Source organism: Neobacillus camarae (genome assembly GCF_054950115.1).
Map to the genome: position 1 here is coordinate 57,348 of NZ_JBUCKX010000001.1, position 22,504 is coordinate 79,851.

19 protein-coding genes are annotated in these 22,504 nt (G+C 40.8%); 5 read left to right on the forward strand and 14 right to left on the reverse strand.

Features of this window, described 5'->3' with window-relative positions; all coding sequences use genetic code 11:
* Positions 1–109 precede the first annotated feature (109 nt).
* The 3 genes from ACY8D0_RS00250 to ACY8D0_RS00260 all read left to right on the forward strand — a co-directional run bounded on the left by ACY8D0_RS00250 (position 110) and on the right by ACY8D0_RS00260 (position 4,761).
* Positions 110–2,038, forward strand: a complete 1,929-nt coding sequence (locus ACY8D0_RS00250) for a beta-glucoside-specific PTS transporter subunit IIABC (RefSeq protein ID WP_462408516.1) — start codon at positions 110–112, stop codon at positions 2,036–2,038.
* A gap of 96 nt (positions 2,039–2,134) precedes the next feature.
* Complete coding sequence (locus ACY8D0_RS00255; RefSeq protein ID WP_462408517.1) at positions 2,135–3,547, forward strand: aryl-phospho-beta-d-glucosidase; 1,413 nt, start codon at positions 2,135–2,137, stop codon at positions 3,545–3,547.
* Positions 3,548–3,807: 260 nt separating this feature from the next.
* The gene (locus ACY8D0_RS00260) at positions 3,808–4,761 is read left to right on the forward strand and encodes an L-lactate dehydrogenase (RefSeq protein WP_462408518.1); all 954 of its coding nucleotides are present in this window, start codon (positions 3,808–3,810) and stop codon (positions 4,759–4,761) included.
* A gap of 329 nt (positions 4,762–5,090) precedes the next feature.
* On the opposite strand, the gene ACY8D0_RS00265 is transcribed toward ACY8D0_RS00260, so the two are convergent.
* The 4 genes from ACY8D0_RS00265 to ACY8D0_RS00280 form a co-directional block, all read right to left on the reverse strand.
* On the reverse strand, positions 5,091–6,290 hold the full coding sequence (locus ACY8D0_RS00265; RefSeq protein WP_462408519.1) for an IS256 family transposase: 1,200 nt from the start codon (positions 6,288–6,290) through the stop codon (positions 5,091–5,093).
* A 162-nt stretch (positions 6,291–6,452) separates the two neighbouring features.
* Positions 6,453–7,901: a L,D-transpeptidase family protein gene (locus ACY8D0_RS00270; RefSeq protein WP_462408520.1), complete on the reverse strand. Its 1,449-nt coding sequence runs from the start codon at positions 7,899–7,901 to the stop codon at positions 6,453–6,455.
* Between the two features lie 833 nt (positions 7,902–8,734).
* The gene (locus ACY8D0_RS00275) at positions 8,735–10,144 is read right to left on the reverse strand and encodes a phospholipase D-like domain-containing protein (protein ID WP_462408521.1); all 1,410 of its coding nucleotides are present in this window, start codon (positions 10,142–10,144) and stop codon (positions 8,735–8,737) included.
* 357 nt (positions 10,145–10,501) lie between these two features.
* Positions 10,502–10,873, reverse strand: coding sequence for a VOC family protein (locus ACY8D0_RS00280; protein WP_462408522.1), 372 nt, complete (start codon positions 10,871–10,873; stop codon positions 10,502–10,504).
* 226 nt (positions 10,874–11,099) lie between these two features.
* Between ACY8D0_RS00280 and ACY8D0_RS00285 the strand changes: the two genes are divergently transcribed.
* Positions 11,100–11,981 (forward strand): GNAT family N-acetyltransferase, encoded by an 882-nt coding sequence (locus tag ACY8D0_RS00285; RefSeq protein WP_462408523.1) that lies wholly within the window; start codon positions 11,100–11,102, stop codon positions 11,979–11,981.
* Between the two features lie 263 nt (positions 11,982–12,244).
* Here the strand turns inward: ACY8D0_RS00285 and ACY8D0_RS00290 are convergent, their stop codons facing one another.
* From ACY8D0_RS00290 to ACY8D0_RS00300, 3 genes are all read right to left on the reverse strand, one after another.
* Positions 12,245–14,098: a sensor domain-containing protein gene (locus ACY8D0_RS00290; protein ID WP_462408524.1), complete on the reverse strand. Its 1,854-nt coding sequence runs from the start codon at positions 14,096–14,098 to the stop codon at positions 12,245–12,247.
* 602 nt (positions 14,099–14,700) lie between these two features.
* Positions 14,701–15,195: a DUF4188 domain-containing protein gene (locus ACY8D0_RS00295; protein ID WP_462408525.1), complete on the reverse strand. Its 495-nt coding sequence runs from the start codon at positions 15,193–15,195 to the stop codon at positions 14,701–14,703.
* 2 nt (positions 15,196–15,197) lie between these two features.
* Entirely contained in the window at positions 15,198–15,752 is a 555-nt protein-coding gene (locus ACY8D0_RS00300; RefSeq protein WP_042460033.1) for a PadR family transcriptional regulator, read from the reverse strand.
* Positions 15,753–15,914: 162 nt separating this feature from the next.
* On the opposite strand from ACY8D0_RS00300, the gene ACY8D0_RS00305 reads away from it, so the two are divergent.
* On the forward strand, positions 15,915–16,052 hold the full coding sequence (locus ACY8D0_RS00305; protein WP_462408526.1) for a DUF6904 family protein: 138 nt from the start codon (positions 15,915–15,917) through the stop codon (positions 16,050–16,052).
* 190 nt (positions 16,053–16,242) lie between these two features.
* On the opposite strand, the gene ACY8D0_RS00310 is transcribed toward ACY8D0_RS00305, so the two are convergent.
* Genes ACY8D0_RS00310 through ACY8D0_RS00340 form a run of 7 tightly spaced genes read right to left on the reverse strand, consistent with a single transcriptional unit; the run spans position 16,243 to position 22,428 of the window.
* Entirely contained in the window at positions 16,243–17,196 is a 954-nt protein-coding gene (locus ACY8D0_RS00310) for an NAD(P)-dependent oxidoreductase (protein ID WP_462408527.1), read from the reverse strand.
* Positions 17,197–17,215: 19 nt separating this feature from the next.
* Positions 17,216–17,965 (reverse strand): maleate cis-trans isomerase family protein, encoded by a 750-nt coding sequence (locus ACY8D0_RS00315; RefSeq protein WP_462408528.1) that lies wholly within the window; start codon positions 17,963–17,965, stop codon positions 17,216–17,218.
* Positions 17,966–17,984: 19 nt separating this feature from the next.
* Positions 17,985–18,653, reverse strand: coding sequence for a GntR family transcriptional regulator (locus ACY8D0_RS00320; RefSeq protein WP_462408529.1), 669 nt, complete (start codon positions 18,651–18,653; stop codon positions 17,985–17,987).
* A 26-nt stretch (positions 18,654–18,679) separates the two neighbouring features.
* Positions 18,680–20,002: an amidohydrolase family protein gene (locus ACY8D0_RS00325; protein WP_462408530.1), complete on the reverse strand. Its 1,323-nt coding sequence runs from the start codon at positions 20,000–20,002 to the stop codon at positions 18,680–18,682.
* Positions 20,003–20,011: 9 nt separating this feature from the next.
* A complete protein-coding gene (locus tag ACY8D0_RS00330; protein WP_462409907.1) occupies positions 20,012–20,782 on the reverse strand; it encodes a carcinine hydrolase/isopenicillin-N N-acyltransferase family protein in 771 nt (256 codons plus the stop codon).
* 21 nt (positions 20,783–20,803) lie between these two features.
* The gene (locus ACY8D0_RS00335; RefSeq protein WP_462408531.1) at positions 20,804–21,598 is read right to left on the reverse strand and encodes an ABC transporter ATP-binding protein; all 795 of its coding nucleotides are present in this window, start codon (positions 21,596–21,598) and stop codon (positions 20,804–20,806) included.
* A 14-nt stretch (positions 21,599–21,612) separates the two neighbouring features.
* On the reverse strand, positions 21,613–22,428 hold the full coding sequence (locus tag ACY8D0_RS00340) for an ABC transporter permease (protein WP_042460050.1): 816 nt from the start codon (positions 22,426–22,428) through the stop codon (positions 21,613–21,615).
* Positions 22,429–22,504: the final 76 nt, after the last annotated feature.

Below are 22,504 nucleotides of genomic sequence, written 5' to 3' on the forward strand. Positions count from 1 at the left end.
ACTGTTCTATACGCAGCCCACCTGGCTTTTGGGCATAACCTGACAGATTTGAAACAAACTAAAAATGGTTTATGTATTTTTTTAGTCTATGGAGAGAGGGTGTTAAAGGTTGAAATATGAGCAATTAGCCAAAGAAATTATCGAAAATGTCGGCGGTAAGGAAAATGTTAATAGCGTCGTTCATTGTGTTACCCGGCTTCGCTTTAAATTAAAAGACGAAGGAAAGGCCAACACCGATGTCCTTAAAAACATGGAAGGCGTCGTGACGGTAATGAAAAGCGGCGGACAGTATCAAGTGGTGATCGGAAACCACGTTCCGGATGTCTATCAGGCAGTCGTACAAGTGGGGGGGTTCCAATCCCAAAATCAAGTTGATGCGGATGATGGGGAAAAAGGAAAGTCTAGTTTTATCGATATTATTTCGTCCATTTTCACTCCAATACTTGGGGTCCTAGCCGCAACGGGGATGATCAAGGGATTAAATGCCCTCTTTATATCGTTAGGCTGGCTGACGAATACATCGGGCACTTATCAAATATTAAATGCCATTGGGGACTCCTTATTTTACTTTTTCCCCATCTTTTTAGGGTACACAGCGATTAAGAAGTTTGGCGGTTCCACGTTTATTGGAATGACGATAGGAGCCGCATTGGTTTACCCGACACTGCCCGCCATTATGCAGGGCAAACCCATTACCACCTTATTTTCGGGAACGGTTTTTCAATCACCCGTTTATATTGAATTTCTCGGGATACCGGTTATTTTAATGAGTTATGCTTCCTCCGTTATTCCGGTTATCTTGGCTGCATATTTCGGATCCAAAGTTGAAAAGTTTTTTAGAAAAGTCATCCCAGATGTCGTTAAGGCATTCTTAGTTCCCTTCTTTACCTTGTTGGTGACAATACCCATCACGTTTTTGATTATCGGGCCGATTGCCACATGGGCAGGGGTCTTGCTGGGACAAGTCACGCTTTGGCTCTATAATTTAAGCCCGATCATTGCCGGTTTATTCGTCGGAGGATTCTGGCAGGTATTCGTTATTTTCGGTCTTCATTGGGGACTCGTTCCAATTGCCATCAATAATATTACGGTTCAAGGAGCAGACCCTATCCTTGCGACAACGCATGCAGCTTCCTTTGCTCAAATTGGTGCCGTCCTGGGAGTTTGGTTAACGACCAAGCAGCAGAAATTAAAATCGCTAAGTATCCCAGCTTTTATTTCCGGAATCTTTGGAGTGACGGAACCGGCCATTTACGGTGTTACATTGCCGCTAAAACGGCCGTTCATTATAAGCTGTATTGGTGCAGCCGTGGGCGGTGCTATTCTCGGTTTTGCTAATAGCAAATATTATATGATTGGCGGGATGGGGATTTTCGGATTCCCAAGCTTTATCGATCCAAAGGCAGGCATTACCTTTGGTTTCTGGGGAGCGATAATCGGCGTCATCGTAGCCTTTATTGTTGGGTTCGTACTTACGTACTTGTTTGGCGGAGTAAAAAAACAGCAGGCTGCCAATGAGACAGGTTCGGAGGTGGCAAAGACTGCTGCCCAGCCGCAACAACAGAAGCAAACAGACGGAAACGAAGTGATTCCAAGCCCGATTACTGGAGAAGTCAAACCATTATCGGAAATCAGTGACGAGGCGTTCTCATCCGGTGCTTTAGGCAGGGGTGTGGCGATTGAACCAACAGAAGGAAAACTGTATTCCCCGGTGTCCGGACTCGTAAGGGTAATGTTCCCAACGGGCCATGCGATTGGAATCAAGTCCGACGATGGGTCGGAAATCCTAATTCATATCGGTATGGATACCGTGCAGCTGGACGGAAAGTTTTTCACCTCGCACATCTCCCAAGACGATCGGGTTGAGAAAGGGCAGCTGCTGATTGAATTTGACATCAACGGAATAAAGGGAGCAGGATATGTGGTCACGACCCCGGTGGTGGTGACCAATTATGAACAATATGCCAATATCGACCCAACCGAGGCCAATAGTGTTCGCCATGGTGACCGTTTATTGGAGTTAACGGCTACTAAATAGTGACAGGCTATAAGGCAAATGGATTAATTTGGTTAGATAAGGGCCGCTGTTTATACGGCTGTCTGGCTTTTCACGACAAAGAATTGAGGTGGAAAAATGGATACACAAACAAGAAAATTTCCCGACGGATTTTTATGGGGCGGAGCAGTAGCGGCCAACCAGTTGGAGGGAGCCTATCAAGAAGATGGAAAAGGACTTTCGACTGCAGACGTTTCTCCAAATGGGATTATGAGCCCGCCTGATTTTTCAATGTCCCAATTTAACCTGTATCAGCAAGGAATTAATTTTTACCATAAATATAAGGAAGATATTGCGTTGTTTGCGGAAATGGGCTTCAAAGCATTCCGGTTTTCGATTGCCTGGTCGCGCATTTTTCCCAATGGGGATGACCAAGAGCCCAATGAAAAGGGACTGCAATTTTATGATGATATGATTGACGAGCTGCGCAAACATCATATTGAGCCAGTAGTGACGATTTCCCACTACGAAATGCCGCTTGGGCTTGTGAAAAATTATGGCGGCTGGAAAAATCGCCAGGTCGTCGATTTTTATGAGCGGTTCGCCCGTACAATTTTTACGAGGTATCGGGATAAAGTGAACTACTGGATGACCTTCAATGAAATCAATGTGCTTCTTCACGCCCCGTTTACCGGGGGCGGGCTGCTGTTTGAAAACGGCCAGAAAAATGAACAAGACGTCTTTCAAGCGGCACATCATCAATTTGTGGCAAGTGCCCTGGCAGTCAAAGCGGCACATGAGATCATTCCAGCATCGCAGGTTGGCTGTATGATTGCCGCCTCGGTCACTTATCCATACAGTTCTAGGCCGGAGGATATGTACGAGGCATTGACGCTCGACCGCAAAACCTTGTTTTTCTCCGATGTCCAGTCACGCGGCTACTATCCGACCTATATGATGAATTATTTTGCCGAAAATAATATCAAAATTGAAATGGCTCCTGGGGATTTGGAGCTGTTGCAGGAATACACAGTCGATTATATCGGATTCAGTTATTATATGTCGTTTGTGGCCAGCACAGCACCGGAGCATGAGGCGCAAAGAACGTCCGGCAATCTGTTCGAAGGGGTAAAAAACCCTTATTTACAGGCTTCAGATTGGGGCTGGCAGATTGACCCAGTCGGCCTGCGAATCGTATGCAATACCCTGTATGACCGCTACCAAAAGCCATTGTTTATTGTGGAAAACGGTCTTGGCGCGGTGGATCAGGTGGAGGAAGATGGGTCCATCCATGACGAATATCGGATTGACTACCTGCGTGAGCATATCAGAGAAATGAAAAATGCCATCGGTGACGGCGTGGAAATCATGGGTTATACCTCATGGGGGCCCATCGATTTGGTCAGCGCCTCAACCGCGGAACTCAAAAAACGCTATGGCTATATCTACGTCGACCTCAACAGTCAAGGGGAAGGTACCAACGAACGCATAAGGAAAAAAAGCTTCTACTGGTACAAAGACGTGATTGCCTCAAATGGCAAAGAGTTTTAAGCCCGCAGCATTTTCATTCTATGACACTTTTCTAAACCTCGGAGAAATCCGAGGTTTTTATTTATCTCGAAGATGGAATGGCGGAGCCGTATTTCGGGAGTAAAAATAAAAAGTTCACCATTTCTTCACAAAATATGTGAAAACATTCACATAATCAGTGCTAAACTAATGTTGTCAACATGATAATAGTGAAAAACAAACTCGTTAGTAATCATCTTAATTCAAATAAACAGGCGCATAATCGAAGGGAGAAAATCATCATGAATATTGGAAAAGTAAATCGCGTTGTGTTAATCGGTACGGGAGCGGTAGGCTGCAGCTATGCTTATTCCATGATCAATCAAGGAGTTGCAGAGGAATTAGTTCTTATTGATTTGAACGAAGCAAAAGCAGAAGGCGAAGTAATGGACCTTAATCATGGTATGCCATTCTCTCCTTCACCTATAAAAGTGTGGAATGGAACATATCAAGATTGTGCAGAAGCTGACCTCATTGTCATTACAGCAGGCTTGGCACAAAAGCCAGGTGAAACTCGTTTGCAGCTAGTGGAGAAGAACACGAGGATATTTAAAGATATCGTCCATAACATTATGGAAAGCGGCTTTGATGGGATATTCCTTGTAGCAACAAACCCGGTCGATATTTTAACATATGTGACTTGGAAGGAATCAGGCCTTCCAAAAGAACGTGTCATCGGGTCCGGAACTGTATTGGATTCTGCCCGCCTTCGTTTCAACCTTGGCCAGTATTTCGACGTTGATACAAGAAATGTCCATGCCTATATTATTGGGGAACACGGTGATACAGAGCTTCCGGTTTGGAGCAGTACCTCCATTGGAGTCGAAAAGCTTGAGGCAGTACTGGCTAAGAAAAACGATCTGAAAAAAGAATGCTTAGACAAAATTTTTGTGAATGTTCGTGATGCGGCCTATCAGATCATTGAAAGAAAAGGTGCAACTTTTTATGGAATTGGTATGTCACTGGTCCGGATTACCAAAGCCATTCTAAATAATGAAAACTGCATTTTGACCGTATCCGCTTATCTTGATGGACAATATGGCCAAAAAGATGTCTTTATCGGTGTTCCGGCTGTTATTAACCGTAGTGGCATTCGTGAAGTAGTGGAAATCGGGCTCAATGAAAAAGAAAGAGAACAATTCAATCATTCCGTGACAGTCCTAAAGCAAACCATGCAACCATTTGAATTGGTATAAGTGAGCAAAAGCATCCTGGCCGAAAAAGAAAGGGCATAGAACGCCATACCTTTTCCGGCCTTTCGTTTGAACGGGTCTGCGGAAAATCTTGTGTAAGTATTATTTGACAATCTTCGCAAGGCAAGAATAAATAGGTATAAAAAAACATCGTTTGTCAAAAATTATATTGGCTTTTACCATAAAACAGGATAGGGCAATGCAGAAGTGCAACCTGAGCGGTTTTATGGATTTTACCCTAAAACGGACGGACTTAGTGCGGTCCGTTTTTTTGTCCGTTTTAGGGAAAACAAAAGCGATAAACTTCAGGGGTTTGGGGACAGAGTCCCCAATTATGATGTTTGGTTCAGAATCTCAAGCTGATTTAAAATCATATCCCAGTTTCGATAACGCATGGTCCATTTTTTCGAAATGTTTTGAGATGCCAAGTAAAGCATTTTTCTTAAGCTATCATCAGTTGGAAAAATAGACTTGGTTTTTGTTACTTTTCTAAATTGACGGTGAAGTCCTTCAATAATATTCGTAGTATATATTATTTTCCTAATTTCCTGCGGATATGCGAAAAAGGTAGCTAAAATATCCCAATTTTCCTCCCATGACCTAACCGCAGAAGGATATTCTTTGCCCCATTTATCCTTAAATTCAATGAGTCTTTCTAAAGCAGACTCTTCGTTAATTGAAGAATATATTTTTTTAAGGTCAGCGACAAACTCTTTTAAATGTTTATAAGAAACATATTTGGTACTTGAACGGATTTGATGAATGATACAACGCTGAATACCGGCAAAAGGATACACAGCTTGGATGGCCTCTTTAAGCCCTGAAAGCCCATCCACACAGAAAAGATTGACCGTTTTGACTCCTCTGGTTTTCAAATCATTCAACACGCCTAACCAAAACTTACTACTCTCGTTTGCCCCAACCCAGATGCCAAGAATTTCTTTATACCCTTCATTATTGATTCCTAGAACAACATATGCTGCTTTCGAAACAATTTGATGATTATCTCGAATTTTATAATGAATGGCATCCATGAAAATAAAAGGATAATAGGCTTCAAGTGCTCGATTTTGCCACTCGTTCACTTGTGGCATAATTTTCTCACTGATTTTACTAACTAACTCGGAGGAAATCTCAATATTATAGAGATCTTTGACCTGTTCCTGGATATCTCTTGTGGACATGCCATGAGCGTATAGTGACAGTATTTTATCTTCCATTCCGTCGGTATTCCTTTGATATTTGTCCAAGATTTGTGGCTCGTACGAGCCCTTTCTGTCCCGAGGAACATTTACTTCCACTTCGCCAAATTGTGTTTTTAATTTCCTTTTGGTTGATCCGTTTCTGTAATTGTTAGGTTCATTACCACGACGTTGGTGTTTTTCGTATCCTAGCTGCTCTTCAATTTCACATTGGAGCACTTCCTCTAGGATATCTGCAAACATTTCTTTAATGGTATCCATGATTTGATTGGTGCTTGTGAACTTCTGTTCCTTTATGATTTCTTTGATCAATTCCTTTGGAATTTTCATGTCGAAAAATCCTCCTTAGCAAGTATTATTTATCCTAATTCTTGCCAAGGAGGATTGATAACAAACTTATTTACACAGCTTTTTCCGCACTGTCTTTTGAACAATAATTTAAAACATAAAAAAACAGGAAATCACAAACAATTTCCTGTTTTTTTATGAGTATTAATAGATGACAACCGGCTCATAGGTGCTGATATTTTCGTACACGGTTTTCATCACGCTTGGCGGTGTGTTGACGCAGCCATGCGATCCGTCATTGAGATAGGCGGTGCTTGACCAGTTAGATCTCCAGCTGGCATCATGGAACCCTTGCCCATCATTCGTGAACGGAGCCCAATAATTCACATCTACTTTATAACTCGGTTTTCCTCCGAGTTCTCGACCCGTCAGTGTCGCTGGTGTTTTTTTATAGAGGATATACCAAACTCCTGGTGATGTATCATTACCGGTGCTGTGTTTGCCGGTCACGACACTGGAGGTGACGACTAATTGTCCATTCTTGTATATCCAAATTTTCTGTTCGGAGAGGGAGACTTCCGCATAGGTATCGCCGATGCCGCCATTTGTGGTCGTATCGTATCCGTAGCCTTCACCTTTCCAGCCGTGTCCGGTAATATTCGCAGCCGTAAGTGATTTTTCCCCGTTTTCGAACGCTTGTTGAAGTAGCGCTGTTTCTTTTTTAGCATCCAATGCCCAGCCATAGCCTTGTGCTTTGACGGAAATCACAGAACCGGTATGGGTTTTAAAGCTTAAATTTTTATTTAACGTGGATTGGGTGCCATTGATTTCATCTATTTTTTTCTTTATGTCAGCCGGATCGACCGTTAATTTTAAGTCTTTTGAGACAGTGGCACTTTTAATTAAGTCACTGGCTTTTAACGAATAGGCTTTATCTTGTACCTTATATTCCACTGTTAGCCCGAGGAGATCCTGCAGCTTTTTCTGTTCGTTTTTGACGATTTCACTGTCTTCTTTGAGGGGTTCTATGTATACAGGCTTTAAATGGATTTCACTGGTGTATTCCTGCTTTTCATAGTCTTTTAGCAGACTGTTGACATCGTACTGTTCGCCTTTCACGCTAGGAGAGACGACAATTTTTCCTTGGTCCAAATAGGCCATTGCATCTTGGGGCGCTGTCAAACTCTGGTTCATGGCAGTCAGCTTTTCTTCGACTTCTTTCTTCAAGGTTTGACTGCGATACTCATCCAGATTGCTTGGCATGATGGAATAATTTTTTTCTTTTGAAGAAGGGAAGAATGTCCATTGGCTTTTTAATAATTTCTTAACGTTTGGCAGGTCTTTCTCCGTGATGGTCATTTTCATATCTTGGCCATCGATAATTTGTTGGCCGCCGACATAGACCACGTTTTTTAGCACCGTTGATTTTAACGTTTTCAATGCCTCATCTGCCGTCATCCCGCCGACGTTTGTACCGTTTATCGTGATTTTGGAATTAAAGTGTGTTGCCTGATAATAGCTGAATCCCCCGATAATAAGTGCAATAAGAACAATGAAAATGGTGGTAATAGGCACCCATTTGACTGGACGCTTGGTTGAATGTGCCTGTTGCCTACTTAATTCCTCCATTGAATGATTTGCTACTGTTTCCATCTTGTTACCCTACCCCCGATTATCTGGATTACCAGCTTAATGCGTCTTTCGACATTCTTCGTTTTGCTTTGAATAGAACTAACTAACATTTTACCTTTTTATTAAAGTTAACACTACTATTCTACTAAATTTTATCGGGCAAAACTTAACTTTGTATTAATTCGATAAAAAATAGGAGGATAGACACAAAATTAGACGAAAAATGACCTGAGTAGGTTTCAAAAATTGGAAATTTATCCACCATTTTTTTATCAGCCAAAAAGATGATGACTGAGGGAACCCATCCATCTAAGCCTATTGTACCTCTCACCTAAATATATTTTCTAGAAATTTCCTTTAATAAAGGCTTCCGCAGCGTGTCTTATTTTTTATAAAACTGTCACATTTTTACGAAGAATAGCCTAACTGTTTTCCGCTTAAATCTTTGTATATATTTGAAAAGTATTTTTCTAAAAAAGGGAATGGTGGAAGAGTGCGATGTATTGGGGTGACCAAGAGGTACTTGGAGGGATGTAGAGCTTATTCTGGTGACAGTGACACCAACTTACACCAAGGGAAATGGTGACTTATCCCAATTTTTGTAGAATAACTATAAAGTTTGTAGAATGACACTTAAATTTGTAGGATTCCCGCTTGGTTTTGTAGAATAAATAAGCATAACAATACTCTGACTGTTCGCTATAACATAAATTCAAATACACCAATAAAAAAGCTGACATTCTAAATTAGAAAGTCAACTTTTATGTTTGAAACTGGGGCATTGTTATAGAAAAGTTCCACCTCATCTTCAATCTGCCCACTTTTATGAAACGCTGCTCCTTAGTCTTGTTTGCTTATAATAAATGCTGGAATAAACCCGTTATATAGGATAATCCTTTTATACTGAATGATTTAATCCAGCTTACTTTACCTGGTTTTAAGTTGGGGTCTTCTATATACGATTGATCCTTCGCTACCTTTAAGCTCTTTTTTACATATTGGTTCATTTCCTTTTCGAGATTTTCAGTGAACGCCACGCTATCAATGACGACCATGGATTCAGTATTTAAAAAGGCCGACCTGGAATCCATATTAAAGGCTCCAATGGCACTTAATCGGTCATCAAAGATAAATGTTTTGGCATGTATGGAGTCAGGACCTTGATATTCCCATACATTCACACCCTTTTTGACCATCTCGTTAATATGTTTAATATGTCCTGAGTAGGCCATAACATTGGCTGTTGATGCTAACGAGTTCGTTAAAATCGTTGTCTTTTCCGTAGGTACCCGTAACCCAGTAATATAAGGGAGCATCGGTTTCGTTGGAATCACATATGGGCTTTGAATGACTAAAGACTTTTTGGAATTCTTCATGAGATTCGTTAAATCATACCAAGCCCAAGGTTCCTTATTAAATCTTTGTATAGGATTATGAATAAAAGTGATTTTTTTGGTTGGAAGGGACATTTTCACCCAATCATAATAATGATGAAATAGTTTTTTATCCGTATTTCTAAAATTCTCTAGTTTTTGTTTTAATTGTTGATGGGCTTCTTTTGCTTTCGTTTGCTGTCGTGAGGATAGCTTTTCTGAAGCGGCCTTTGTAATGGGATGGTTCCAGACTTCATTAAAGTAGCCTTCCATTTGATTCAAAACACTGCCTTCTTTTGTCTGGGGCTCCGTGTTAATGATTAGAACATCTCGATCATTCGTTGGGCGTTTTTCTCCTTCTTCAATAAAATAGCGATTCCCGATATTTCGCCCGCCGATCACTGCATACTTTTGATCGATAATAAGTAATTTATCATGGAGTCGATTATTCCATGTCCAAGGAAGGATGGGATTAAATGGTTCATAAAATTTCAATTCGATATTGGGATGATGGATTAAGGCATAACGATCATCTTTTAGACTAAAACGAAGACCATGGGATATTCCATCCAAAAGGATCCTTACCTTTACTCCACGGTCGGCCACATCCAAAATCATTCCTAGTAGTAAATCGGTTATATATCCTTGATGAATCGCATAATAGGCGACATCCACAGACTCCTGTGCATTTTCAATTAAGTTAACACGGGCAAGCCAAGAAAACTCTTTTTCTTCAAGTAGAATCACGCGATCCTGGGATGCCTCATTTCCATAGAATCTTTCCACTTTATGCTGTTCTTTATAGGTGCTGCTAACCTGCGGATGGTTGTCTTTAAAAATAACAATGCCGAATATAGTAACATACAGTAAATAAAAAATGAGAATAATCATAACCGTTCTCTTAACCCTTTTTATCGAATTTACCTCCTTTTTCACACCCGTATAGCCATAATAATTGTTAATAGTTTGTTCAATCTCCTCTACAATATGAAACAACAAAGGAATTGGATTAGTCATTCAGCCCGAGAAGCACATAATTTTGCATATGGATTACTTTTATCAGCATGTAGCGTAGGAACAACAATGGGGCCACTTAGGGGGATTTTTTATAACAAAATGGAGCTAAGAAGTAGAAGGGAGTTTTTGAACATTTATACTGTTCTTTTCAATAAAAAAGAGAGCGGCGGACCACTCACTTCATCACATTGGCTATAGATTTCTTTTTCGCTCACTTATAGCTATGTTCCCTTATCTTTCAACCAATTCTAGCTTCTCGCCATTAGGACCTTGGAAAAAGGCGATTTTAACGGTGTCATTTAAAATGCTTCGAGGTGCTTCATCTACTAATTTGACCCCAGCTTCTTTAAGGCGTGCGAGTTCAGCTTCTATGTTTTCAACAGTAAAGGCCAAGTGGTTTACGATTCCTTCGTTTTCAACCGGGCCGCCAAAGACCAATTCAAGCTCTACACTCGGCTGCTCGGGGAAAAATAAAAACGCAAGTTCCACTTTGTCATTTAACCACGCTCTATTTCTTAATTCTAAACCGAGGATGTTTTGATAGAACGTTAAAGACTCGTCCATATCCTTGACCATAATTCCCACATGCTCCATTTTCACCATGCATTCCTCCTAACGGAAATAGTATGTATCTTACGTTAATATAATAGCCTATATTTAACTGGACCAATAGCAAAAAATTCAAAATATATATGATGTTTTCTAATCTTATATAGACAAACCACAAAGTTAGGGGGAAACTCAATCTAACAGTGACGGACACTTTTAGCTAAGGATTTATTTTTGCAAATAGAAAAACAATAATGTTGATTGGGGGAGGGGAAAACTAATGAACGGATTAACTTATAGGAAAGATTACAAGAATGATGAGAATCTTAGAAAAAGCTTCAATGAGTTAGCTGCGATGGTTTTTGGCATCAATTTTGAGGAATGGTATCAAAAAGGATTTTGGGGTAACCGGTATATTCCTTTTTCTTATATTGATGAAGACAAAGTCGTAGCAAATGTTTCCGTCAATGTCCTTGATTTGGTTATGGATGGTAAGAAAAAAAGTGCATTGCAGATTGGAACCGTGATGACACATCCGGATTACCGAAATAGAGGACTTTCCGCTGGTTTAATGAACAAAGTGTTAGAGGAATACCAGAACAACTACGATTTTATGTACTTAATGGCCAATCCATCCGTTTTAAATTTTTATCCTAAGTTTGGGTTTGAACGGGTGGATGAATACCAATATACAATGGACTATCTACCCGGTCATTCGGACAGGGCAGGGATTCACAAGCTCAATGGCAAAAGGACAGAGGATCTTGATTTTATCTATCAATTTGCAAAAGAAAGAGTGCCTGTTTCCAAAACTTTTGGGACAGAAAATGCACAAGGCATTCTCATGTTTTATTGTTTATATGTTTTTCACCATGATATTTATTATTTAGAAGAAGAGGAGGTTATGGTCATTTATAAGAAGGAAGAAGGACAAATCGACATTTTTGATATGATTTCTAAAAAAGAGATTCCTATTGAGGAAGTTCTTACAAAGATTTCTGACGTGGATACCAAGAAAGTCGTTTTTCATTATACGCCAGATTATAAAGGGATAAAGACAAAAAGGGATCTTTATAATGGGGATGAAGTGTTATTCGTAAGAACCGGTGGAGACGATCATTTCCCGTTGCATTTAAAACACCCTCTAACCTCCCAAGCATAAGCTATAGGAAATAGACTTTAAAGTGGAGCACAGTTTAGCTTCATTTTTTTTCTCTAAAAAGACAGACCATAAGAGCTCACAAAAAATAAAAGAGAGTTACCCCCAAATTAATCACCCTTAAATAATTTCTTATGGCATAAGCGGTTGGAGTCAAATAAACTAAGGCAAAAAGGTCGAAGAGCAGACCTTTTTGCCTTTGATACAAATCAGTGTCGGTAATAGCACAGGATGTAGAGAACAACACAATCTTTTATCCAATCTGCCTACGCTCTTATTAGGCTTAGTTCTGAAGGGGCACCTTTCAAAAATCTGTTTTCAAATTCAGTCACTTTAATCGGTTTACTAAAATAATAGCCTTGGCCGATGCGGCAATTTAACATTAAAAGATGTTGAAGTTGTTTCTCAGTCTCAATCCCTTCTGCCACAACTTTTAACCCTAAAATATTTCCAATTTGAAGAATGGCCATGACTAATAGATTTTCTTTAGGATGCTCTAACAGATCACGAACGAATGACTGGTCAATTTTAATGGTGTCAATTGGCAAGTCTTTTAAAACATTAAGAGATGAATAGCCGGTTCCAAAATCATCAATGGAAATACTGACACCAATTTCTTTTAACGACTTAAGGATGGGAATACTTAACTCAGTATCCGCGATTTCACTCTCCGTAATTTCAATTTCAAAGAGATTCGGGTCAATATGAAAGATATGCAGACCAGAACGAATAGTTTGGACTAAATCCTTATCACGAAATTGCCTGGATGAAACATTAACGGAAACTTTCATACAAGGATAACCTTGATCTTGCCAAATCCGCATTTGCTGTAATACCTCATGTATCACCCATTTCCCGATGGTAAGTATTAAACCCGTTTCCTCTGCTATAGGAATAAATTCCATTGGTGAAATCAGGCCTAATTCAGGATGTTCCCAGCGAATAAGGGCTTCCATGCCGACAATTTCAAAACTATCCAGCTGGAATTTTGGCTGATAGAACATGTGAAGTTCATTATTTATTAATGCTTTTCTTAATTCAGACTCCAGTTTCGATTTCCTTTCAAGCCGCCATTCCAGTTCTTCATTAAAAAATTTAAAGGTGTTTTTCCCATCTAATTTTGCGTAATACATGGCTGTGTCTGCAAACTTTATTAAGTCGGTTATATCATGCGTGTGATAGGGGTAAAAGCTGATACCGATACTGGTCGTAATCCAAACCTCAATCCCATTAATAGAATAAGGTTCTTGGATCTTTTTGATAATGGCTGCAGCCAGTTCTTTTATATAGGTAATATTCGTGCATTGAATAATGATAATAAATTCATCGCCTCCGTGATGGTAAACGTTAATCATTTTATCCTCAAAGGAGAGCAGCCTTTTGGCAACATTCTTCAATAATTCATCACCAACATCATGGCCATAATTATCATTTATCAATTTAAAACGGTCTAAATCAAGAAATAAGAGAGAGGTTTGCTTTTCATCTTGCTTGATATTGGTAAGATCATGAATCAATTTCCTTCGGTTAGGCAAATTGGTCAGGTCATTATGTTCGGCGGCATATTTCATGAACTCTTCATAATTTTTTTGCTCGGTAATATCTCTAAAAATGCAGATGGTATTTTGTGATTCTTTTATCGTAGATAGAGAAAGTTCCTGAGGAAATGTGGTGCCATCTTTTTTAATGCCGACCGCCTCACCTTTCCAATAGCCTTGCCATGATTCAGGTATGGAATTGCCGTCAAAGTCATGAATGGATTTATTTACATAACAATCCCGCAATTTTAAAGTGAAGAACTCCTCTTTAGGATAGCCATACAATTTGGCCATTGCCTCATTAGCAAATACAAATTGACCTGTTTCATTAATAATTCCGATTGCATCTCCAATCGTATCCATAGCAAAGGAATAATCTTTTAGTACCGTTTTGGTTGACCCCAGTTCTTTTTTGGACATTCGATATTTATCAATCTGTGCCCCAATAAGCCAGCCGATCCCTCCGTTAATAAAAAGAGAAAGAATCGGTTCGAATGAAAAATCTCCTGTGGGAAGAAAGCTAAAAAATAAATTGAAGAAAAAGATAATTGCTGATAAACTCACCCGCCAGAAATATTGCATTTCTCTTCACCTTTCCTTATTTTAAGGTGTATGCATTTATATATGGGTTCTTTAACAATAGAAAATAACTATTCCATTACTGTGTTATAGAATATAGTTAGTACCCTTATTTGGCCGACAATAGTGTTTAGTGTATATAAGTCTATAATTTTATGTTAATACAAGATGAAGATAATTCTTGTTACAAAATTTTGAATTTTTATATATACACTATATATGTGTTGATTCAATGTTGAAAACTGTTGCTGGTAGGTAGATGTAAAAATGCAGAGGATCTTGATTCTATCTATAAATTTGCAAATGAAAGGGTGCCTGTTTCTTAAATTTTTGGAACAGAAATACTGACGGGATACTCATGTTTTATTGTTTATACATTTTACACCATGATATTTATTACATAGAAGATGAGGATGTTAATGTCCTTTATAAGAGGGAAGATTACAAATGGGCATTTTTGATATTATTTCTATAAAGAGATTAAATTTGAGGGAGTTCTCCAAAGTTTTCTGTCGTGGATACTAGGAAAATCGTGTTTCATTATACTCCAAGTAGTGAGTATTTTTATAGAATCGGAAAGACCACAGTTAAGTGGTCTTTAGTTTTTATTTCGCCGATTCTCCTTGGGGACGTTTTAGCCGTTTATGAGCGGAATCTCTTTTTTCCGTAATCGGGATATGCTTCAAAGCTTTTCCTAGGCCATAAAGCTGCATATTCCCATAAATCGTCTCATATTCACCACTTTTCACTTGATAAGTTTCGTGGTAAATGCCCACAGCATCATTGTTGCCGACTTTGGTATTGAAGTTCTTCCATGCCGTCAGGTGTTTCTCATTCCTCGCATAGGAAAGCAGGTCATCGATGGACCGCCAATATTGAATCATAATAGTCGTCCTAAGACCGAAAAAGCTTTCCATGGACAAAAAGCCCAGTTCCTCTTGGTTTTGATAAAGCTCTTGAATCATGCCAGGCATGGCAGTAGCAACGGGAAGCCATTTATGCGGGGCCAGGAATCTATTGATTCTCATTCCAATAATAAAAACGACAACATTCTCATCATTCTCGGTGGTGTAACGCCCCGTAAAGATTTGTTTGGACATGATTATTCCTCCCCATTTAAGAGTTGTTCAAGCGTAAAGGTGCACCAGTCGATGGCAGCCACTGTTACCCGCTTTCCATAATCCAATGTGAACAGCCAATAGCGGGCATCCTCGTGGTTTTGTTGGTAATGGGTAATGACCTGTTCAATACTAAGATAGGTTTGGAAGCGATCCTGCAATTTTCGTTTGTAATCCTCCAGAAGGAGCACCTTGCTTTCCTTGGATTGATAGCGTCCAAAAAACAGTTTGAGCAAAATTTCATTTCGTTCCGTGGGGATTTGCTCGATTGGCTGCTCCAGCCAGGCCTTTAACGTCTCGATTCCTTTGGGTGTGAGGAAGTACTCATGACGGTCCGGCTTTCCTATATTGGAAGAGGTTTGGACTTCGGCTAATCCTTCCTCAACAATGAATTTTAACGTTGGGTAGATCTGGCCATAACTAATTTTCCAGAAATGATTGAGACTTTGGTCGATTTGCTGCTTAATGGAATAACCGGATTTGCAGTCAGTCGTTAGAATTCCAAGTATCGCGTATGTGGTGTGATTGTATTTCTTCAAAAATTATCCCCCCTATCTAAATGATATGTATCTTTTAGATATATGATACCATACTAATGGTAAATTTTGTATAATATCAAAGCCGCTAAGGGATTTTAGCTGAGAACAATTTCATTAGCCAAACAGAATCTTTGATCAGTGCACAATCAATCTAGGTCCATTATGGCTAAGCGTCTAGCGGAGCAGGGGATTGAGGATCAAAAGGTTAAAGCTGCAGTGATGGAGGCTGCGAGGAAATACAATTGCTCGTTGACTGAAATAAATTCACTTGTGGAGTATCCGGAAGATATTGATTGGTAAAGGGAAGATATCTGATATGCTAGGCAATATAAAGGAACATTAGAACAATCAAAATCTCAATAATCATCCTTATTTAATTAGTTTTCTGTGAAACCTACCATCAGTAAATGAGATTTTTGGATAGATCAAAAGGAAACCCTATTGAAAATAAAAGTGAAGCAAGGGTGGGACCTTGCTTCACTAAGTCTTCTTAAAAAACCGGAGTTAAAGGTGTATGATTCTCCAATACTTTTAACACATTTTTGGCTGAAAGTTTGGCCATCTCTTCTCTTGCTTCTACTGTTGCGTTGCCTATATGAGGTGTAAGGACCAGGTTTTTTAACTGTTTTAATTCTTTGGTAATGTGAGGTTCGAATTCAAATACATCAAGTGCTGCCCCAGCAATTTCCTCTGATAGAAGCGCTTGAACAAGGTCCATCTCCTTGACGACAGGTCCCCTTGATAAATTAAGGAAAAAAGCACTTTTCTTCATTCGTGCAAATGCCTCTTTTGTAAAAAGGTGATGTGTTTCTTCATTATATACAGTATGTACCGTTACAATATCACACGTCTGCAGAAGTTCATCGAGTTCCAAATAGGTTGCATCAAACTGATCTTCCAGTTCAACTGGTTTCTTCGCACGCCCGGTATAATAAATATCCATTCCGAAAGCTTTCGCACGTTTGGCTACTGCCTGCCCGATTTTTCCGAAACCTACAATGCCAAGCTTTTTATTAGCCAACTCTCGTCCTAAAAAGAAAAGCGGTGCCCAGCCATCAAACCCGGTTGTGCGGCAGAGTGTGTCTCCCTCAGGAATCCGTCTGAGAAGGGCGAGCATTAAACCAAGAGCCAGTTCTGCCGTGGCTTCTGTAGAAACACCTGGTGTATTCGTTACCAAAATCCCTTTTTCCTTGGCTGCTTCAATATGAATGTTATCAAAGCCTGCCCCGAAGTTAGCAATGATTTGTAAATGAGGAGCAGCCTCCATGACACTTTTTGTTACCTTAGTGGAGAGGGGGCAAAGGAGGGCGTCGGCATCCTTGACTCCCTCGATTAATTCATCTTCTGTAATAAGTTTTTTTCCTGTGTACACTGTCAATTTGTGCTCTGAGAGTAGTTCGTAACCGATGTCCGGAATTTCACCGGAAATGAATATTTTGGCCATTCATGCTGGCTCCTTTCTTTTAATCGTTGAGTACTGTTTGCTTGACATCAAAAATTTTTCCCCAGCCTTTTATGGAAGAAGGATCTTCACCCATCATCCGCATGCATTGCCACAATAAAACGGTGATGGTATCGTAAAGGATGAACCCGTATTTTTCTTCATAATAATCTGCTTTAGTGACGGCTGGAAAGTTGGTACAAACAATGCTGATACCGTCGGCCTGATCAACGGCAACATCTTTTATCATTTCTTCAATTCTTTCATCTGTTACTTGGCTGAAGGAACGATTCACCGTCTGCCCCAGCCCCTTTTGCTGAATCGTTCGGATGCCGCCATGTTTCAAATATTGTTCAGCAATCAACTCATTGATGGGGGAGATATACGGTGTAACGAGATGAAGGGTTTTGACGTCATTGGCTTGAAAGGCCTCCATTTGGGCAAGCATCGATGTGGTCGCCGGGATGCCGGTACGTTCCGTAATTTTCCGACAAAGCTCTTGGTCCACTTCGAATCCGAGCCATCCGCCAGATGTTCCATTCCAAGCAATGACATCCACTTCAGCATGAGCCAGCAATTCGGCTGCTTTCAGCATCGGCTCAAAGTCAAACTGACTAAGGGCATCTTGTTCCAATGAGATTTTTGTTACTTCAAAACGCCCATAATGACAGGTAATATTCTTTAAATTCGCCGTCATGGCTGAGCAGATTGGTTCAAGTACTGTATTAGATGAAGGGGTCAGCATTCCAATTTTCTTTGGTTCAGGTCTCATTCTAGGTTCCTCCTAAGCGTTACAAAGTAGTGTTACTTTCAAGAAAGTGGGTTATATCGTTTTCGATATGCAGCATCATCGCGGCCGCAGCTCTTTTACCTTCACGATTCTTCATATATTGATAGATGTGTATATGTTCCTCGTAGAGCTCTTTTCCGCGGTTCTTCCCTGTAAAGTTAAGAACACGGAAATAATAGCTTAATGAATTAATATCTCTTAATTGCTTTTTCAATAGCTGGTTATTGTTATATAGGATGATGCTTTCATGAAATTCAGTGTTCAGTTCAATCAGTTTCTCGCGATTGTGTTCTTCATCAACGAGAAATCGTTCCGTTTTTCCGATGATTTCTCCAATCTCTTCTAGCTGAGCGTTTGTTGCTGTTTCGGTGGTCAGCTTGGCGGCTAAGGACTCTAAAGCCATCCGGCATTGGTAAATTTGGACGATATCATCTAGGGTAGGTTCAAACACAAAGATGCGGGATTTTTCATCTGATACGAGCAAACCTTCTTTAATGAGGGCTTTGACTGCCTCGCGGACAGGGCTGCGGCTTGTATTAAACAGACTTGCCAGCCTCGATTCATAAACCCGTTCTCCGGGTTTAATTTTCATATAAAGAATCATTTCCCGAAGCTTATAATAAATTTGATCGTAATAGGGCATCGATTTTTCAATTGCATATGGATCCATTTTCTCCCTCCATTTCACGTATGTTTTTAGCGATAACGGCCCCAGCATTGATTGGCGAGCTTTTGTATATGGGTGCAAAGTTCCGCTTCATCAATTCCAAGAACCTTCCCGTTTTTCACCCGCCATTCGCCGTCAATCCAAACATGCTCAACGTCCGTTGCCTGTGCAGAATGGACAAGTGTTCCATAAGGAGAAATAATCGGTGTTAGATGGTACTTTTCCTTCTTTACCGCAATAAGGTCGGCCTTCTTTCCGATTTCGATAGAGCCGATTTCGTCAGCCATTCCAAGTGCTTTGGCTCCATTTATTGTCGCCATTTCAACTAAATGGCGGGGCGCAGGTTCTGTCCGCCTGCCGCTCGACAGCCGATGAACAGCCATCCCAAACCGCATTGATTCAAACATGCTAGCAGACATGGAGTCGGTACAGATTGCAACGTTTACTCCTTTTTCCTCAAGGGAGGAAATGGGGGCGACATCGCCTTTTTTCAAATTACCCTCCGGCACATGGGCAACACTTGTATTGGTGTTCGCCAGGAGTTCTTGGTCTGCTTCCGTTAAGTGGATACAGTGTGCCGCAACGGTCTTCGGTCCAAGAATGCCAAGCTCATTATACAATTGGACCGGTGTCATTCCATCTCTAAGCTGAATTTCTTCCACTTCCATCTTGCTTTGAGCGAGGTGGGTAGTAATCCCGACATCATACTTCTTTGCAAGTAAAATGATTTCTTCTAAAAAAGGGGTGGTGCACGTGTCTGGTGCATGAGGACCGAAATGGCAGGTTATTCTGCCATTCGCTTTGCCATGCCAGTTCTCGATTAGTTCCACGTTCTTTGACAGTGTCTTGTATTGTGCTTCTTCATCTAGAAGATAGAGATGTTCAGGGATACGGAAAAAATCGACGTTATGGATCCGTTCGCTTATGACTCCGCGCAGACCAAAATCGGCAAGCGCCTGAATACTTTTTTTGGATTGAATGTAATTGGAGCCAATACAGGTATTACCGGCTCTCAGTGCCTCAACATAGCCAAGGATGTTAAACATATCGCACTCTTCTTCCGTTAAGAGAACCCCTTGAGGGATATTGCGGGAGTATAGGGGCGGAACCCCTGTGTCTGCTCCAACACCTCTGGTGGAGACAAGTGCCCCATGATAGTGAGGATTTACAAATCCGGGCATAACCATCATCGAAGAACAGTCAATGATTTGTGCCATTGGATATTGCTCGATCATGGCCGAATAGTCTCCGATATCCTGGATGAGGTTATTGTTGACGACAACAGCCGATTGATAAAGAATGTCAGCATTCTTATTTAGTGTAAGGAGATCTCCTTTTATTAAAAACAACATGTTAACACCTCAATGGTTGAAAGTAAGAGCTGCCCACTGATTGTGGCAGGGGGGGCCATCAGAATAAATCAGCCTTCTATTTTTTATATCAATAATCAATGCTGTCTCTGTCGAGTGAACGGATAAATCCTTACTTCTCGAACCTTTGTTTTCAAAATCATGAATGCATAGGGACCCGATTTGTTGCTGATCGTTCGGGAGATGGGTGCTTAGAAGCTTTTTCATCTCTTCTAGCCATGTGGCTCCGCTCATTTCCTTTATCCCCATTTCAGCTTGAGCATATCGCAGTCTACGATCCTCCCATTCTATTAACCTCATTTCCTCATCCTGTAAAAGAAGGGGATCATTTGCGCGTATCATATAGTCTGACTGGATTAGCTGCCCTTTTGTGCTAAGATGCGGCTCGTGTTCGAATACGGCCATTCCACCCTCTGCATCCATAAGGAAATGAGTTCCTCCGACTCCGCTGGGCTGTTCTGTAAAAAATGTCTCTAATGTGTGCAAGCCTTCCTGAACCGTACGACACCGGGATAAGGTCAATTCATTCGCCAATCCGCGTGTATCCTGGTTCTCAGACTTTGGCAGTTTCGTTCCGGCATAGGAGGAAAGCACAGCTAGCCCACTCTCGTTGATGCCGGAATTGACACCTTTTTGCCAGCCCATTTTGAAATATAGAAAGCCATAGCGGTTTACACCTGTTGGCTTATAAGCAAAAGTAAGGAGTGTTTTGGGTGTATCGACCGTCTTTGCTGCTACAAGTAAATCCCGTTTCATCATCATCGTGCACACTACATTTGCCCCCTATATCACTTGGTGGATGGGTGTTTTGCGTTCACTGGTATTTTTGTTTTTTACAATTAAATCGAGAATTTCCCGCTTGTATTGGTTAAAGATTGGGGAAGTTGTGTCCCGCGGACGGCTCATATCCAGATCAATGATTTTGTTTACTCTGCCAGGGCGATTGCTAAGAACAATAATTTTTGTTCCAAGGATTAGGGCCTCTTCAACAGAATGGGTAACAAAGATGATCGTCCGTTTATGCTCCTGCCAGATGCGGGCCAACTCCTCCTGCATGTCTGTTTTCGTAAATGGATCAAGGGCTGCAAATGGTTCATCCATTAAGATTAGGGAAGGATTCTGAAGCAATGCTCTCGCAATTCCAACACGTTGGTTCATCCCGCCCGACAATTCATGGGGATAGTGATTTTCAAATCCTGTCAGTCCTACCATGTCAATATATTTTTGGGCTTCTTCCTTTTGCTTTTTCCTGCTCATTCCTTGAAGTTTTAAATAAAAGGAGATATTCTTTGAAACGGTTAACCATGGCATTAAGGTAGGTGCTTGAAAGACCATTCCGCGATCAGCGCCCATTCCTTCAATTTTCTTGCCGTTTACCAAAATTTCTCCAGCCGTTGGCTTTTCAAATCCAGCAATCATATTGAGCAAGGTGGATTTGCCGCAGCCGCTGCCCCCAAGGAGGCAGACAAACTCATTCTCTTTAATTGAAAAATTTATATTTTCTAAGGCCTTTACGGAAGTGCCGCGTTTTTCATCTTTAAATACCTTCTCCACATTTTTTACTTCTAAGAATTCCATTTACCCATCCCCCCTTAAGATTGTGTGCTTTCAATGGATACGCCCCGCTGCCAAGGAAGCACGGCCGCGATAATTTTCTTTAAGATAAAATCAGTAGAAAATCCAAGCAACCCGATACTGACCATACTGGCAATGACAAGGTCATAGCGGAGAAAATAATAGGCATCCCAGAGAACATACCCAAGTCCACTTTTCACCGCGATCATTTCTGCTGTTACTGTTAGCATCCAGGCTGAACCTACCCCAATTCTCATTCCGGAAAAGATACTTGGAAGGGCGGCAGGAAGGATCACATATCGTAATAGATGCCACTGATTGGCTCCCATCATCCCGCCGGCCCGCACTAAGTTCTTGTCAATGGTTCGGACGCCATGAATGGTATTAACCAAAATGGGAAAGAACGAGGCTAAAAATACAAGAAAGATAGCTGGACGATTTGCAATTCCAAACCAAATGATGGCGAGAGGGATCCACGCAACAGGAGGGATGGGACGCAGGATTTGGATAGTCGGTTCCAATAACTTTTCGGCAAATTTTGACCAGCCAATGATAATCCCAATGGTGACCGCAGTAACAACGGCTAAACTATAGCCTGCTATGACACGCCATGCACTGCTGGCTGCATCGTTCAGCCATTGGCCGCTATGGACTTCAGCTGCTCCAGTCGAGCCAGTAATCCAATCACCCAATGATACAAGTATTTTCGTTGGGGCAGGCAGCAGGGCACTGGATACAAAGCCTAATCTCGAAAATAATTCCCAAATGACAATGATACTGAGAGGGACAACAAGTTTAGTAGAAAATGATGCGATGGTCTGTTTCAATTTCATATATGTTCCTCCTATCTTTTGTGAAGTTTCAGAACTGCGAATTTGTGTATTCAGATCGTGAGGGCGGGGGATACCG

Excerpts from the sequence above, each read along its gene's own strand:
- ACY8D0_RS00255 (WP_462408517.1), top strand. The coding sequence starts at position 2,135 with ATGGATACACAAACAAGAAAATTTCCCGACGGATTTTTATGGGGCGGA.
- ACY8D0_RS00260 (WP_462408518.1), top strand. The coding sequence starts at position 3,808 with ATGAATATTGGAAAAGTAAATCGCGTTGTGTTAATCGGTACGGGAGCG.
- ACY8D0_RS00265 (WP_462408519.1), bottom strand. The coding sequence starts at position 6,290 with ATGAAAATTCCAAAGGAATTGATCAAAGAAATCATAAAGGAACAGAAG.
- ACY8D0_RS00270 (WP_462408520.1), bottom strand. The coding sequence starts at position 7,901 with ATGGAAACAGTAGCAAATCATTCAATGGAGGAATTAAGTAGGCAACAG.
- ACY8D0_RS00275 (WP_462408521.1), bottom strand. The coding sequence starts at position 10,144 with ATGATTATTCTCATTTTTTATTTACTGTATGTTACTATATTCGGCATT.
- ACY8D0_RS00280 (WP_462408522.1), bottom strand. The coding sequence starts at position 10,873 with ATGGTGAAAATGGAGCATGTGGGAATTATGGTCAAGGATATGGACGAG.
- ACY8D0_RS00285 (WP_462408523.1), top strand. The coding sequence starts at position 11,100 with ATGAACGGATTAACTTATAGGAAAGATTACAAGAATGATGAGAATCTT.
- ACY8D0_RS00290 (WP_462408524.1), bottom strand. The coding sequence starts at position 14,098 with ATGCAATATTTCTGGCGGGTGAGTTTATCAGCAATTATCTTTTTCTTC.
- ACY8D0_RS00295 (WP_462408525.1), bottom strand. The coding sequence starts at position 15,195 with ATGTCCAAACAAATCTTTACGGGGCGTTACACCACCGAGAATGATGAG.
- ACY8D0_RS00305 (WP_462408526.1), top strand. The coding sequence starts at position 15,915 with ATGGCTAAGCGTCTAGCGGAGCAGGGGATTGAGGATCAAAAGGTTAAA.
- ACY8D0_RS00310 (WP_462408527.1), bottom strand. The coding sequence starts at position 17,196 with ATGGCCAAAATATTCATTTCCGGTGAAATTCCGGACATCGGTTACGAA.
- ACY8D0_RS00315 (WP_462408528.1), bottom strand. The coding sequence starts at position 17,965 with ATGAGACCTGAACCAAAGAAAATTGGAATGCTGACCCCTTCATCTAAT.
- ACY8D0_RS00320 (WP_462408529.1), bottom strand. The coding sequence starts at position 18,653 with ATGGATCCATATGCAATTGAAAAATCGATGCCCTATTACGATCAAATT.
- ACY8D0_RS00325 (WP_462408530.1), bottom strand. The coding sequence starts at position 20,002 with ATGTTGTTTTTAATAAAAGGAGATCTCCTTACACTAAATAAGAATGCT.
- ACY8D0_RS00330 (WP_462409907.1), bottom strand. The coding sequence starts at position 20,782 with ATGATGATGAAACGGGATTTACTTGTAGCAGCAAAGACGGTCGATACA.
- ACY8D0_RS00335 (WP_462408531.1), bottom strand. The coding sequence starts at position 21,598 with ATGGAATTCTTAGAAGTAAAAAATGTGGAGAAGGTATTTAAAGATGAA.
- ACY8D0_RS00340 (WP_042460050.1), bottom strand. The coding sequence starts at position 22,428 with ATGAAATTGAAACAGACCATCGCATCATTTTCTACTAAACTTGTTGTC.